The following is a 14,286-nucleotide window of genomic DNA, read 5'->3' on the forward strand; positions in this document are numbered from 1 at the left end:
CCTCCAGAGAAGGCTGGCTTTTTTCGTGCAGGGACGGCACCCCTGCGCACGAACAGATTTTGACCGAGAGTGGTGCGTTCGATGACCAGCCAGCACGCGATCCTGACCGCGGAGGCGCACCGCGATCTCGCCATTCGTACCGAGCGGGCTGCGGCCCTAGGCGACGCGCAGATGTGCTGCATCACCGTCCCCACCGAATTTCGCGCGGTGCAGGGCACCTACCCCATCCTGTTCCGGCTCAGCGACACGCGCGATCGCTTCACCGCGCTCGCCATGTTCGGCTTCGAAAACGGCGAGAATCTATTCCTCGACGGCGATCGCTGGGACGCGCGCTATCGTCCGCTGGCGATGGAGATTCAGCCCTTCCTGATCGGCGGCAGTGCCACGCATGAGGGACCGGGGCAGGTCCACATCGACCTCTCCTCCCCCCGGATCAGCGCCACGGGAGAGGGCACGCGGCTGTTTGACGAGCTGGGACAGCCCACCCCCTATCTAGATCGTATCGCCGGTCAGCTGGGTACGCTCGACGAGGGCTATCGCGCCGCCCCCGCCTTCTTCGCCGCGCTCCAGCGCTACGACCTCCTCGAACCCTTCACGCTCGACGTGACGCTGGACGACGGCGCCCGCAACCGACTGGTCGGCTTCCACATCATCGATGAGGATCGGCTCGCCGGGCTCGACGCAGCGGCGCTCGCCGACCTGCACGCCGGCGGCCATCTGGAGCCTATGTACATGGCGATCGCCTCGCTGGCGCATCTCGGCGACCTGGTCGAGCGCCGCAACCGCCGCCTCTCCCATGGCTGAGGCGGATCCGGGGCCGCTGGCCGGCCTTGCCGCCGTGCCCGAAGTCACGGTTGCCGACGCCGCCGATCTCGACGCGCGGCTGCGCACGGCCGACACGCCCTTCGTCGTGCGCGGTCTTGCGCGCGACTGGCCGCTGGTCCGCGCCGGCCTGCAATCGGCGGACACTGCGCGCGACTATCTGTTGCGCCACCATCGCGACCGCCCCTTCACCGTCGCGGTCGGCCAGCCGGGCAGCGGCGGGCGCCTGTTCTACGACGCCGCGATGGCGATGAACTTCCGGACGTTCGATGCGAAGCTGCCCGAAATTTTCGCGCGCATCGCCTCCTTCGCGGGACAGGCGGAGGCGCCCGCCGTCTATCTCGCCTCGATCGACATGCACCAGTTTTTCGACGGGCTGCACGCCGCCAACCATATCGATCTGGGGACGCGCGAACCGCTCGCCAGCATCTGGATGGGCACGCGCACGCGCATCGCCGCGCACAATGACGTGCCGGACAATCTCGCGGTGGTCGCGGTCGGGCACCGGCGCTTCACGCTGTTCCCGCGCGACCAGTTCCGCAACCTCCATCTCGGCCCCGTCGACAACACCCCCGCCGGCCGCGCGGTGAGCATGGTCGATTTCCACAACCCCGATCTCGCCCGCCATCCGCGCTTCGCCGAGGCGATGGCGCATGGGCAAATGGTGGAGATGGCGCCCGGCGACGCGCTCTACATTCCGGCTTTATGGTGGCACCATGTCGAGGGGCTGGACGATTTCAACGTGCTGGTGAACTATTGGTGGCGCCAGACGCCGCGCTGGATGGGCCAGCCGCAGGAAGCGCTCAATCACGCGCTGATGGCGATCCGCGACCTTCCCGCTGACCAGAAGGCCCATTGGCGCGACATGTTCGACTATTACGTCTTCGACAATGACGACGCCGTGACGGCACATATTCCCGAAGGGGGCCGCGGCGTGCTCGACCCGATGACACCCGAGCTCGCCGCGCGGCTGCGCGCCTATCTGTTGCGGGCGCTCAGCCGATGAACGCCGTCACCCCGCGCCGTATCGTCATCGCCGGCGGCGGCACCGCCGGCTGGATGGCGGCCGCCGCCCTCACCCGCACGCTCGGCCGCACCGCGACCGTCACGCTCGTCGAATCCGATGCGATCGGCACCGTCGGCGTGGGGGAATCGACGATTCCGCCGCTCATCACCTTCAACCGGCTGCTCAGCATCAACGAGGCCGAGTTCATGGCGGCGACGCAGGCGACCTTCAAACTGGGCATCCAGTTCGACGGCTGGAAAGGCCCCGACGACAGCTACTTCCACGCCTTCGGCCTGACGGGGAAGGACCATTGGGCCGCCGGCTTCCAGCATTTCTGGCTCGACGGCCAGGCACGCGGCCATACCGAGTCCTACGACGACTATTGCCTGGAACTGATGGCCGCGCGCGAGAGCAAGTTCGCGCACCTACCCGACGACCGGATGAGCTACGCCTACCAGCTCGATTCGACACTGTACGGCCGCTTCCTGCGCCGCATGGCGGAAGGCGACGGCGCGACGCGGATCGAGGGCAAGATCGCCCGCGTCGACCTGGACGGCGAGAGCGGCGACATCGCCGCGCTGGTGCTGGACAGCGGCACGCGGGTGGAGGGCGACCTGTTCCTCGACTGCACCGGCTTTCGCGCACTGCTGATCGAACAGGCGCTGCACGTCGGCTATGACGACTGGACGCACTGGCTGCCGTGCGACGCGGCGATCGCCGTGCAAACCGAAAGCGTCCGCCCTCCCGTCCCCTTCACCCGCGCGATGGCTCATGACGCCGGCTGGCAGTGGCGCATCCCGCTGCAACATCGCGTCGGCAACGGCATCGTCTATTGCAGCCGCTATCTGTCGCAGGACGCCGCGCTCGACCGCCTGCTCGGCAATCTCGAAGGCGCAGTGCTGACCGAGCCCAATCGCCTGCGCTTCGTCACCGGTGCGCGCCGCAAGCAATGGCACCGCAACTGTATCGCGATCGGTCTGGCGGGCGGGTTTATGGAGCCGCTGGAATCGACCAGCATCCACTTGATCCAGCGCGCGATCCTGCGGCTCATCCGCCTGCTGCCGCCGGCCGGTGCGATCTCGGCGCACGACATCGCCGAATTCAACGACCAGCAGCTGACCGACATGGATCAGATCCGCGACTTCCTGATCCTGCATTACAAGGTCACCGAACGTCGCGATTCCCCGTTCTGGCGTCAGTGCGCCGCGATGGACATCCCTGACAGCCTCGCCCAGAAGATCGGCCTGTTCCGCGAGACCGGCCGCGTCTTCCGCCGCAACGACGAACTGTTCGCGGAAAACAGCTGGATCCAGGTGATGCTGGGCCAGGGCATCGTGCCGCAGACACACCACCCGATCGCCGCCAAGCTGCCCGACGACGAACTCGCCCGCTTCCTCGGCGGCCTGCGCCAAGGCGTCGCGACGACGGTGCGCGGCCTGCCCGCCCATGCCGATTATGTCGCGCGCTATTGCGGCGCGGCGCCCGCCTGATGGTCCGCCGTCGTCAGGCGGTGACGATCCGCCACGTCGCCGCCGATGCGGGCGTGTCGCTCCAGACCGTCAGCCGCGTCATTAACAAGGAGCCGAACGTCCGGCCGGAGATGATGGAGCGCGTGCAGGCGTCGATCGCCAAGCTCGGCTACGTCCCCTCGATCGCGGCGCAGCGCATGGCAGGGTCGCGATCCTATCTGATCGTCGCGCTCAACGATCGCGAACGCACCATCGCCGGGTGGCGCAATCGCGAAGGCACCGACTGGGTCGACCAGATGCTGCTCGGCGGCATGCTGACCTGTGCCGAACACGGCTATCGCCTGATGGTCGAGCTGATCGACACGCATAGCGACCATATTGCGCGCGAATTGCTCGGCGCCATCGCCGCGCTGCAACCCGATGGCGTCATCCTGACCCCGCCGCATTCGGAAAATCCGCTGATCACGCAATTGCTCGAGGCGCAGGGCATCAGCTTCGCGCGCATCGGCTCGCGCCAGCCCGGCAGCGGCTTTGCGGTGGCGATGGACGAGGATGGCGCCGCCCGCCTCGCGACCGACCATCTGATCGGCCTCGGCCACGAACGGATCGGCTTCATCGCCGGCCCCGACGATTATGCGTTGAGCGGCTGGCGCGTCGATGGCTGGCGCCAGGCGATGGCCGATGCCCAGCTTTCGACCGATAACCTGCTGGCGCAGGGCGATTTCGGCTTTGCATCCGGCCGCGCCGCCGCCACCTTTTTGCTGGACGGCGCGACCCCGCCGACTGCGATCGTCGCGAGCAGCGACCAGATGGCGCTCGCCACGCTGGAACTGGCGCGCGAGCGCGGCCTCGACGTCCCCGCCGACCTGTCGATCGTCAGCTTCGACGACACGCCGATCGTCCGCTTCGTCCACCCGCCGCTCACCGCGATCGTCCAGCCGATCGCCGAGGTCACCGCCAACGCCGTCGAGCGCGTCATCGCCGACAAGGCGGGTCGCGAACCGTCCACTGAACCGCTTATCGTCCCCGCGACGCTCGCGATCCGCGCCTCCACTGGCGCACCGCGTTAGCGGGCATCACCGCGGCGTCATCGCTCCGTCGCGACGCGGCGCGACGGCCTCCGGACGATCGATCAGATCGCGGATCGCGGCGGGATCGCCCTGATCGACGATGCCGAAGACCGGCGTGCGCGCGGCGCTGCGATCGGTCAGCGACAGTTCGTCGGCAGGACGGACGGCATAGCGATTGACCGCGTCGATCACCTCCTCCAGCGGCTCGCCGTGGAAGACGAGCTGGCCGCGCGTCCAGGCATCGGCATCGGCCACGCCGACCGGTTCGGCCTGGCTGATGAAGCCCATGCGTGCGCCGCCCTGTTCCATCGTCCCGAACGCCACGCGTTCGCCCTTGCGCGCCAGCTTGGCGACCGGTGTGCCCTCGTCACGCGCATCGACCGCGACCGTCACGCGGACCGTGCCGTCGGTCACCGCGACATCGGCGGCCCGGCTGCCGATCGTCACGTCGAAGGCCGTGCCGACCGCGGTCACCGCGCCGAACGGCGTCTGCACGACGAACGGCCGGCTGGCGTCGTGCGCCACCTGGAACAGGGCCTCGCCCCCCTCCAGCGCCAGTCTGCGCCGGTCCGCCGTGAAGCTTACGGTCAGCGCGCTCCGCGCGCCCAGGATCACGGTGGAGCCATCGTCCAGACGGATGACCTTGCGCTCCGCCCGCCCGGCGACATAGCGCGTCGACGGCGCATGCGTGTCGCCATCCGCCAGCCACGGCTGCGTGCTGGCGCCGACCGTCAGCACCAGCGCCGCGGCCGCCGCCCATCCGATCCACACCGGCCGGCGCGGCACGTCGCGCACCGGCGCGGGGCGTGGCTGTTCGCCCAGCCAGTCCCAGAACGCGGCGGCCTCGGCGCGATCGTCGGGGTGGAGATCGTCGGCCCGCTCGCCGAGCAGCGCCTCGAACACCGCATCGCGGCGCCGGCCCAGATCGTGACGATCGCTCACGGCGTCACCTCGCGCAGATGGCCCAGCCGGGCGTAGAGGTGGCTGACCGCATGCGTCAGATGCTTCTGCACCATGCGCGGGCTGATCCCCAGCGCGCGGGCGATATCGCCCGTCCCCATCTCATCGAACCGGCGCATCACGAAGATCGTGCGTGCCCGCGGGCTGAGTTCTGCGAGCGCCGCCTCCAGCGCCTGTTGCAGATCGACGACGCGGCGGCGCTCTTCCTGTCGCGGCGCGATCGACGGATGCATCTCGTCGGTCAGCGGCACCACCACCAGCCCGCGGCGGCCGCGATCGGCGATCAGATTGGCGGCGATGCGGAACAGATAGGCCTGCGGCTCCTCGAGCGACCGCTGCTGTGCGGTGGCGATCAGCCGCGCGCATGCCTCCTGCACCAGATCCTCGGCCTCGTGCGGATCGGCGATGCGCCGCGCGACGAACGCCCGCAGCGCAGCACGATAGGCGCCGAGCGAGTCGGCCACGATCGTCGCGCCCTCCCCCTCGCCAGTCGGCGGTATCCGGTTGTTCGCATCCTGCTGCACGTCTGTGCGTCCCCCCTGTCCTCTATGACGCGGGTTCGCGCGGATCGCGAACCCCGCGACGTAAAAATGTAAAGAAATGTCGTGCATGGGGTTCGCATTGGTGGCCGCGTTGCGTCGATAGGATCGGGGGCAGCGGAAAGCTGCGATACCGATCCGGGGGGACACGACATGACCAGGGCCTATCGACTGCTGCTGTCCGCATGCGCGACGGCGATGATGTTGCCGAGCGCGGCGGCGGCGAAAGAACAGCGGATCGTTGCGATCGACGTCCCGGCCGGCCGTCTGGACGAGGCGTTGATGCGTGTGGCGCGGCAGGCCGGGCTGCAGCTCGTCTTCACCGATCCCGCCGTCGCCGATCGCCAGGCGCCGCGGATCGCCGGCCGCTATACGCCCGACGCAGCGCTGAACATGCTGCTCGCGCGCAGCGGCTTCGGCTGGCGCTATACCGGCCCGCGCACCGTGCGCGTCATGCCGATCGACACGGCGTCGCTCGCGCCCGTCAACTTCGTCCAGGCGGCGCCGGCCCCGCAACAGGTGGGCGACGAACGCCTCGCTCCTTCGAACGCCGCGGTCGAAGCGGCGGTCAACGCCGACCCCGGCGCCGCGGCACCCGCATCGGACATCGTCGTCGTCGGATCGCAGATCAAGGGCGCGAAGAACACCGCCGCTCTGCCCGTCACGATCGTCGACGAACAGCAGATCGCCGCCACCGCCGCGGTCAGCGGCGACGAGTTGTTCCGTTCGATCCCGCAGCTGGGCGATGTCACCTTCAACAGTTCGTATCTGCCCAACAGCTCGAATGCGGCGCGCGGCGACGTCGGCTCGGTCAATCTGCGCAACCTCGGCGTCGGCAACACGCTGGTTCTGCTCAACGGCCGCCGCGTCGTGAACCACCCGACCAGCCGCGCCGACGACAATCTCGTCCCCGTGCTGACCTACAACACCAATGCCATCCCCGTCTTCGGGCTGGAGCGGCTGGAGGTGCTGCGCGACGGCGCGGCCGCCATCTACGGCTCGGACGCGGTGGCGGGCGTCGTCAACACCGTGCTGCGCACCGACTTCACCGGTGTGCAGATCGAAGGGCAGGTCGGCTACCCCGAGCGCACCAGCCAGACCGAAAGCACCGTCAACCTGCTGGTGGGCACCGACATCGGCAAGGGCCGCGGCAACATCACGCTGTTCGCCAATTACACCAACCGCACGCCGCTGCGCAGTTCGGAACAGGATTACACCGCCTCCGACGACAAGCGCCCCTTGTTCGTCGGCACGCGCTTCGACGGAGCGACCGCGCTCGACGGCCGCTCGTCGATCACGCCCTGGGGTTCGTTCCAGACGGTCGGCAACGTTCAGGTGCGGCAGGGCACGACCGTGCTGACCAACGCCTCGGGCCAGTTCCACATCCAGCCACTCACCAACACCGGCTGCCAGACCAATGCGACGACCGGCCTCAAGAACGGCCTGTGCATCGACGATGGCACCAACACCGCCGCCGCCGACCGCAATCTGCGCTTCGATCCGCGCGCGGCCTACGACACCTACATCATCCCCTCGGTCGAGCGGATCAACCTGTTCGCCAACGGCCATTACGAGCTGACGCCGGGCCTCGATCTGTTCGGCGAGGCGGGCTATTACAAGGCGACGACCGACAGCATTCAGTCGTCGTCGGGCACGCTCAGTTCGCTGCCGATCATCGTGCCGGCGACCAATTACTACAACCCCTTCGGCCCGACGATGCTGAACGGCGCGGCCAACCCCAACCGCCTGCCCGGCATCAACGCACCCGCCAGCGGCCTCGCCGTCACGCTGTCGAGCTACAATGTCGCCGACGCCGGCCCGAACCTCGTCCATGTCGAGAACGACCAGTACCGAGTGCTCGCCGGCCTGCGCTGGGACTGGCTCGGCTTCCAGTGGGAAAGCGCCGCGCTCTATTCGGAAGCGCGCGTGCGCGACACGTCGGACGGGATCAGCGCGACGCTGCTCCAGCGGCAGCTCGCGCTGTCGACGCCGGATGCCTACAACCCCTTCAACGGCAGCGACCTTACCACGCCCTCGGGCCGCGATGCGACGCCCAGCAATGACGCGGCGCTTCGGGCGATCCGCATCAAGACGACGCGCTTCAGCAAGGCGACGCTGGCACTCGCCGACCTGAAGCTATCCAACGCCCGTCTGCTGTCGCTGCCCGGCGGCAATCTCGGCCTGGCGCTCGGCGCCGAGATCCGCCGCGAAACGCAGCTCGACGACCGCGATCCGCGCGTCGATGGCACGACGACCTTCACCGACAGCGTCAGCGGCATCACCTATGGCTCGGACCTCGTCGGCACCAGCCCGTCGCCCGACACCAGCGGCCGCCGCACCGTCTTCGCCGCCTACGCCGAACTTGCGATTCCGGTCATCGGCCCGTCGATGAACGTGCCGCTGGTGCGCAATCTCGAATTCCAGCTGGCGGGACGGTTCGAACATTACAGCGACGTCGGCTCGGTCGCGAAGCCTAAGATCGCAGGCGCCTGGGACGTGGTCAGCGGCATCCGCCTGCGCGGCAGCTATGCGGAAGGGTTCAAGGCGCCTAACCTCGAACAGATCAACGCGCGCGTCGTCACCCGCTCGAACACCCGCGTCGACTATGTCCGCTGCGAGGCGCAGCTGCGCACCGGGGCGATCAGTTCCTTCGCCAATTGCGCCCAGTCGTTCGCGATCAGCGCGCAGCGCGCCGGCAATCCGGACCTGAAGCCCGAAACCTCCACCACCTGGAGCGCGGGCGTCGTGCTGGAGCCGCACTTCCTCGATTCCGCGATCGGACGGATCACGCTGACCGCCGATTATTGGAACGTGAAGCAGAAGGGGATCGTCGGCATCTTCGGTGAAGGCAATGCGCTAATCGCCGACTATCTGGCCCGCGTACAGGGCACCACCAACGCCAATGTCGTGCGCGCCGCGCCGACCGCGGACGATATCGCGCTGTTCGCCGGCTCCGGCCTGCAACCGGCGGGCCGCGTGCTGTTCGTCAACGACCGCTACGTCAACCTGCTGCCGCAGGAGGCGTCGGGCCTCGACCTCGGTCTCAACTGGCGACTGCCGGACTTCGGCGCGGGGCGCCTGACGCTGTCGGCCAACGCCGCCTACCTCGGCCGCTTCTTCCTCGAACCCTCGCAACCGATCCAGCAGCTGATCGACGCGCGCGCGGCGGGCACGATCAACGCCGGCACCGCGATCGCCGATGCGGGCGACCTCGTCCGCCAGAACGGCAAGCCGCGCTGGCGCGTGACGGGCACCGCGACGTGGAATTACCGCTGGTTCCAGCTCGGCGGCTTCACCCAATATACCAGCGACGTCGACGACACCGGTCTCATCGATTCGACCGGCGCGGCGTGGTTGATCAAGGACCAGATGACGTACAATCTGTACGGCCAAGTCAGCGTCGGCAACAAACGCGAAGGCCAGTATCGCATGCGGATCGGCGTCCGAAACCTCACCAACGCGGCCCCGCCGCTGTCGTCGAACGGCTTCCTTGGATCGCTGTACAATCCGTACGGCCGCTATTGGTATGCCAACATCCGGGCGTCGTTCTGATGCGCATGCGGCACCTCGCCCTCACCCTGCTGCTCGTCCCGTCGCTCGCCATCGCGCAGGAGGAAGAGCCGCAGGCGCGCTCGCCGTCGGGCGGTGACATCGTCGCCTATGACCAGATCCACAAGCCGATCGTCGGGCGCGGCGGCATGGTCGTCAGCCAGAACAAGCTCGCCGCCGCGGTCGGTGCCGACATCCTGCGCAAGGGCGGTAATGCGGTCGACGCCGCGGTGGCGGTCGGCTTCGCACTGGCGGTGACGCTGCCGCGCGCGGGCAATGTCGGCGGCGGTGGCTATATGCTCGTCCATATGGCGGCGAAGGACGGCAAGCCGGCGCAGGACATTGCGATCGACTATTATGGCCAGGCGTCGCGCCACATCACCGACGATCTGTTGCTTGGTCCGGACGGCAAGGTCGACGCCAAGAAGGTGATGTCGATGAAGGGCGTCGCCATCCCCGGCACCGTGGCCGGATTGTGGGAGGCGCACCGCCGCTTCGGCTCGCTACCCTGGGGCTCGCTCATCGCTCCCGCGATCGCGATGGCCGAACAGGGCGTCATTCTATCCGATGACGAGGCGCAGGCCCAGTCTGCACAGCGCAAGCTGATGGCCGACGATCCCGCGGCGATGGCGATGTTTTTCAAGCCCGACGGGGCGGCCTATGCCGCTGGCGAGACGTTCCGCCAGCCCGATCTCGCCGCAACGCTGAAGACGATCGCCGCCAAGGGTCGCGACGGCTTCTATACCGGCTCGCTCACAACCCGCATCGCGGCAGGCATTCGCGCCGGCGGCGGCGTCATCGATGCCGCCGACCTCGCCGGCTATCGCGCGATCGTCTCGACGCCGATCTGGTCGAGCTATCGCGGCAAGCGCATCGCGTACATGCCGCCGACCGCCTCGGGCGTCAGCGTCGCGGAGGCGATGAACATCCTCGAAACCTTCCCCGTCGGCGCGCAGAAATGGGGCAGTGTCGCCAATCTGCATCTGCTGTCCGAAACGATGAAGATCGTGTCCGCCGACCGCCGGCTGGTGGGCGGCGGTCCGGACTGGCGGACACCGGCGATCGGCCTTGCCAGCAAGGGCTATGCGTCGCAGCGCGCCAAGCTGATTCGCCCCGACCGCGCCCTCGGCAAGGACGACGTGCCCGACGGCAACCCCTATCCGTACGAAAGCCGCGACACGACGCACTTCTCGGTCGCCGACGCGGCGGGCAACGCGGTCAGCAACACCTACACGCTGTCCGCCTCTTATGGCGCGCACGTCGTCGCACCGGGCACCGGTATTCTGCTGAACAACTCGCTCGGCAATCTCGCCTGGGGTCGCCGCGGCGCCGCGGCCGAACGCCGCGCCACGCTGCCGGTGCCGGGCAAGCGCGTCGGATCGACGATCACACCGATCATCGTCTTCGAAAACGACCGCCCCTGGCTGGTCACCGGCACGCCGGGTGGCGGCTATATCATCGCGACGATGGTGCAATTGCTCTCCAACGTCATGGACCATGGCCTCAACGTCAGCGAGGCAGCCGAACGGCCCCGCATCAACCAGGGCGGCGGCGATGCAGCGCTGGAGCTGGAGGAAGGCTTCTCGCCCGACATCGTGCCGCTGCTCGAGGCGAAGGGCCACAAGGTCCGTCGCTCGAACACGATGGGCTCGATCCAGTCGATCATGGTCGAGGGCGACCGCTTCCTCGGCGCCGCCGACACCCGCCGCCCCGACGCCGCCGCTGTTCCCGTCAAGTGACGCACCGAAGTAGGATGCCCGCCATGCACCGCCCCGCCATCACTCCCATCATCGCCCTTCTCACCGCGACCCCGGCCACGGCGCAGATTGCCGCCCCGGAGCGGCAGGCAATCCTCGCCGACGTCGACGCCCGCTCGCCCGATCTCGGCAAGACCGCGCTCGCGATCTGGAATGCGCCGGAGGTCGGCTATCAGGAAACGAAGAGCAGCGCGCTGCTCCAGGCCGAACTGAAGCGCGCCGGCTTTACCGTCACGCCGGGCGTCGCCGGCATGCCGACCGCCTTCGTCGCCAGCTTCAAGCGCGGCGGCAAGGGGCCGGTGATCGGCATCCTCGCCGAATATGACGCCCTCCCCGGCCTCGCCCAGCGCGCCGATACCAAGCGTGATCCCATTCCCGGCCAGGCCGCCGGCCACGGCTGCGGCCATAATATCTTCGGCGCAGCGTCGGTCACCGCAGCGATCGCGGTCAAGGACTGGATGGTTGCGAACGCGATCGATGGCGAAGTCCGCGTCTACGGTTCGCCGGCAGAAGAAGGCGGATCGGGCAAGGTCTATCTGGTTCGCGCCGGGCTGTTCAACGACGTCGACGCCGTCCTTCACTGGCATCCCAGCGATTCGAACGGTGTCAGCACTGGCGCCAGCCAGGCCAATATCTCGGGCAAATTCCGCTTCCACGGCGTGTCGGCGCACGCCTCCGCCGCGCCTGACAAGGGCCGCTCCGCGCTCGACGGCGTCGAGGTGATGAACGTCGCGGTCAATTACCTGCGCGAACACATCCCGATGAAGACGCGCATCCATTATGTCATCACCAACGGTGGCGAGGCGCCCAACGTCGTCCCCGATTTCGCCGAAAGCTATTATTACGTCCGCCATACCGACCCGCAGGTCGTCCGCGACGTCATGGCGCGCGTCCAGAAGGCGGCGGAGGGCGCGGCGCTGGCGACCGGCACGACATCCGAGTTCGAGGCGACCGGCGGCGTCTATTCGATGCTGGCGAGCGAAACGCTGGCCAAGGTGATGGATGCGAACCTGCACGCCGTCGGCGGTCCCCGCTGGACGGCGGAGGAGACCGCCTGGGCCGGCCGCCTGCAGCCGACGCTGCCGACGCAGCGCGCGCTGGACAGCGTCTCCACCGTCGCGCCGATCTCCGATGGCGATGGCGGCGGATCGACCGACGTCGCCGACGTATCGTGGGTGGTGCCGACCATCGGCCTCGGCGCGGCGACCTGGGTGCCGGGCACGCCCGCCCACAGTTGGCAGGCGGTCGCTGCCTCGGGCATGTCGATCGGCGCGAAGGGCGGTACGGTCGCGGCGAAGACGATCGCGCTCACCGCCGCCGATCTGATGCGCAGCCCGCAGACCCTCGCGGAGGCCAAGGCCGAACTCAACCGCCGCCGCGGCCCCGGCTTCACCTACAAGGCGATGCTCGGCAATCGCAAACCCCCGCTCGACTATCGCAAGACCGCGACGCCGGCGAGCTGACCGGCCTAGCGCGCTAGCAGATCGGGGAGCGCATCCGCCAGCCGCCCGAGAAGCCGCGTGGCGAGCGCGTCGTTGCCCGCCGCGTTCGCCGACCATCAATACGGAACGGGGTGGCCTCGCCGCTCGCAGATGCGGTTCCGACGCAGGACGGGGCGCAACATCAGCGGCGTATCACGCCGGTAAAGGTGGCAACGTGGCCGTCACCTTCGCGATGTCGGCGCGTAGCGCGGCCAGCTGGCACAGATTGTCGTCGCGACCCACCGCTTCGATCAACGGGTTATGATCGCCCGGCCGCACCCCCTGCCCGTCGAGCACGGCGAACCAGCTCGCGTCGCGGAACAGCTCGTCGCTCGACAGCACGATCCGGCCCGATGCACGAAAGTGCGCGACCTTCTCGGCGAGCGTATCCGGGATCGCCATGGCCTGCCGCTCCTGCCACATCGGCTCGGTACGGCCCGTCGTGGCGTGATAGTGCAAAATCAAAAAGTCGCGCACGTCGAGCATTTCCTGCCCGAACACGCGGTTGAACTGCCGCGCCAGCAGCGGCGAGCAATCGGCCGCCGGGAACAGCGATAGCAGCTTGGCGATGCCGCTCTGGATCAGGTGGATGCTGGTCGATTCCAGTGGTTCCAGAAAGCCACTCGACAGACCGATCGCGACGACATTGGCGCGCCACGCCTCGCGTCGCATGCCGGGCGTGAAGCGGATCAGGCGCGGATCGGCGAGCGGCGGCCCGTCCATCCCGGCGATCAGCGACGCGCGCGCCGCCTCTTCGTCCTGGAAGCGGCTCGCGAAGACATAGCCGTTGCCGACCCGGTGCTGGAGCGGGATACGCCAGCGCCACCCCGCCTCGGCTGCGGTCGCACGGGTGAAGGGCGTGCGGCCGACCTCCGCCGCGCTCGGCGCCGCCCAGGCCCGATCGCAGGGCAGCCAGTGCGACCAGTCGTCATAGCCCACGCCCAACGTCTCGCCGATCAGCAGGCCGCGCAGCCCCGAACAGTCGATGAAGAGGTCGCCGGCGACGACCTGTCCATCCGCCAGCGTCAGCGATCGGACGTATCCGCTGTCGTCATGCCGTTCGACCGACGCGACCATGCCCTCGATCCGGGTGACGCCCGCGCGTTCGGCGAGCCCGCGCAGGTAGCGCGCGTACAGCCCGGCATCGAAGTGATAGGCATAGCCCAGCGTCGACAGCAGCGAGCGTCGATCGGGCACCGGTCGCGTGAAGCGGCCGGCGCGCGCGGCCTGCGCGGTCAACGAATAGGCTTCGGTGGACGCGGTATCGCCATCGGCGCGCGCGCGGATCAGGCGGTGGAGGAACATCGCGCCGTCGCCCGGCGGCCCGAACGTGCCGAAGGGGTGGAAGTAGCGGCTGCCCTCGCCGTTCCAGCCGACGAACTCGATACCGAGCTTCACCGTCGCCTTGGTCTCGGCCATGAACTGCCGCTCGTCCAGGCCGATGATCTGGTTGAACCAGTGAATGGTCGGGATCGTCGCTTCGCCGACCCCGATCGTCCCAATCGCGTCGGATTCGACCAAAGTGATGGCGACCCCCTGCCCCGCCAGCGCGCGCGACAACGCCGCGGCGGTCATCCAGCCCGCCGTGCCCCCGCCCAAGATCACGATCCGACGAATGCGTGTGTCGCTCATA

At 68.5% G+C, this 14,286-nt stretch carries 10 protein-coding genes; 7 read left to right on the forward strand and 3 right to left on the reverse strand.

The features are described 5' to 3' along the window. The first annotated feature begins 81 nt into the window (after nucleotides 1–81). From ACP7A3_RS04940 to ACP7A3_RS04955, 4 genes are read left to right on the forward strand one after another with little or no spacing between them, the layout of a single operon-like run. Nucleotides 82–804, forward strand: a complete 723-nt coding sequence (locus ACP7A3_RS04940) for a SapC family protein (protein ID WP_426255130.1) — start codon at nucleotides 82–84, stop codon at nucleotides 802–804. Next, on the forward strand, nucleotides 797–1,828 hold the full coding sequence (locus ACP7A3_RS04945) for a cupin-like domain-containing protein (RefSeq protein WP_426255129.1): 1,032 nt from the start codon (nucleotides 797–799) through the stop codon (nucleotides 1,826–1,828). The genes ACP7A3_RS04940 and ACP7A3_RS04945 overlap by 8 nt, the downstream gene beginning before the upstream one ends. Further along, a complete protein-coding gene (locus tag ACP7A3_RS04950; RefSeq protein ID WP_426255128.1) occupies nucleotides 1,825–3,318 on the forward strand; it encodes a tryptophan halogenase family protein in 1,494 nt (497 codons plus the stop codon). Before ACP7A3_RS04945 ends, ACP7A3_RS04950 begins: the two co-directional genes overlap by 4 nt. Next, nucleotides 3,318–4,367 (forward strand): LacI family DNA-binding transcriptional regulator, encoded by a 1,050-nt coding sequence (locus ACP7A3_RS04955; protein ID WP_426255127.1) that lies wholly within the window; start codon nucleotides 3,318–3,320, stop codon nucleotides 4,365–4,367. Before ACP7A3_RS04950 ends, ACP7A3_RS04955 begins: the two co-directional genes overlap by 1 nt. Before the next feature lie 6 nt (nucleotides 4,368–4,373). On the opposite strand, the gene ACP7A3_RS04960 is transcribed toward ACP7A3_RS04955, so the two are convergent. Together ACP7A3_RS04960 and ACP7A3_RS04965 are read right to left on the reverse strand one after the other, a co-directional pair. Next, nucleotides 4,374–5,309, reverse strand: a complete 936-nt coding sequence (locus tag ACP7A3_RS04960) for a FecR family protein (protein WP_426255126.1) — start codon at nucleotides 5,307–5,309, stop codon at nucleotides 4,374–4,376. Beyond that, nucleotides 5,306–5,851, reverse strand: a complete 546-nt coding sequence (locus tag ACP7A3_RS04965) for an RNA polymerase sigma factor (protein WP_294282595.1) — start codon at nucleotides 5,849–5,851, stop codon at nucleotides 5,306–5,308. Before ACP7A3_RS04965 ends, ACP7A3_RS04960 begins: the two co-directional genes overlap by 4 nt. 168 nt (nucleotides 5,852–6,019) lie before the next feature. Between ACP7A3_RS04965 and ACP7A3_RS04970 the strand changes: the two genes are divergently transcribed. From ACP7A3_RS04970 to ACP7A3_RS04980, 3 genes are read left to right on the forward strand one after another with little or no spacing between them, the layout of a single operon-like run. Continuing rightward, nucleotides 6,020–9,418 (forward strand): TonB-dependent receptor domain-containing protein, encoded by a 3,399-nt coding sequence (locus tag ACP7A3_RS04970; RefSeq protein WP_426255125.1) that lies wholly within the window; start codon nucleotides 6,020–6,022, stop codon nucleotides 9,416–9,418. Continuing rightward, nucleotides 9,418–11,154, forward strand: a complete 1,737-nt coding sequence (gene ggt, locus ACP7A3_RS04975; RefSeq protein ID WP_426255124.1) for a gamma-glutamyltransferase — start codon at nucleotides 9,418–9,420, stop codon at nucleotides 11,152–11,154. The genes ACP7A3_RS04970 and ggt overlap by 1 nt, the downstream gene beginning before the upstream one ends. Nucleotides 11,155–11,177: 23 nt before the next feature. After that, on the forward strand, nucleotides 11,178–12,635 hold the full coding sequence (locus ACP7A3_RS04980; RefSeq protein ID WP_426255123.1) for an amidohydrolase: 1,458 nt from the start codon (nucleotides 11,178–11,180) through the stop codon (nucleotides 12,633–12,635). A 171-nt stretch (nucleotides 12,636–12,806) separates the two neighbouring features. On the opposite strand, the gene ACP7A3_RS04985 is transcribed toward ACP7A3_RS04980, so the two are convergent. Further along, nucleotides 12,807–14,285, reverse strand: coding sequence for a tryptophan halogenase family protein (locus ACP7A3_RS04985; RefSeq protein ID WP_426255122.1), 1,479 nt, complete (start codon nucleotides 14,283–14,285; stop codon nucleotides 12,807–12,809). Between the last annotated feature and the right edge of the window lies 1 nt (nucleotide 14,286).

The sequence above is a fragment of the Sphingomonas sp. DC5200-1 genome, from assembly GCF_049897245.1.
GTDB classification, from domain to species: Bacteria; Pseudomonadota; Alphaproteobacteria; order Sphingomonadales; family Sphingomonadaceae; genus Sphingomonas; species Sphingomonas aquatilis.

Excerpts from the sequence above, each read along its gene's own strand:
- ACP7A3_RS04945 (WP_426255129.1), top strand. The coding sequence starts at position 797 with ATGGCTGAGGCGGATCCGGGGCCGCTGGCCGGCCTTGCCGCCGTGCCC.
- ACP7A3_RS04950 (WP_426255128.1), top strand. The coding sequence starts at position 1,825 with ATGAACGCCGTCACCCCGCGCCGTATCGTCATCGCCGGCGGCGGCACC.
- ACP7A3_RS04940 (WP_426255130.1), top strand. The coding sequence starts at position 82 with ATGACCAGCCAGCACGCGATCCTGACCGCGGAGGCGCACCGCGATCTC.
- ACP7A3_RS04955 (WP_426255127.1), top strand. The coding sequence starts at position 3,318 with ATGGTCCGCCGTCGTCAGGCGGTGACGATCCGCCACGTCGCCGCCGAT.
- ACP7A3_RS04970 (WP_426255125.1), top strand. The coding sequence starts at position 6,020 with ATGACCAGGGCCTATCGACTGCTGCTGTCCGCATGCGCGACGGCGATG.
- ggt (WP_426255124.1), top strand. The coding sequence starts at position 9,418 with ATGCGCATGCGGCACCTCGCCCTCACCCTGCTGCTCGTCCCGTCGCTC.
- ACP7A3_RS04985 (WP_426255122.1), bottom strand. The coding sequence starts at position 14,285 with ATGAGCGACACACGCATTCGTCGGATCGTGATCTTGGGCGGGGGCACG.
- ACP7A3_RS04980 (WP_426255123.1), top strand. The coding sequence starts at position 11,178 with ATGCACCGCCCCGCCATCACTCCCATCATCGCCCTTCTCACCGCGACC.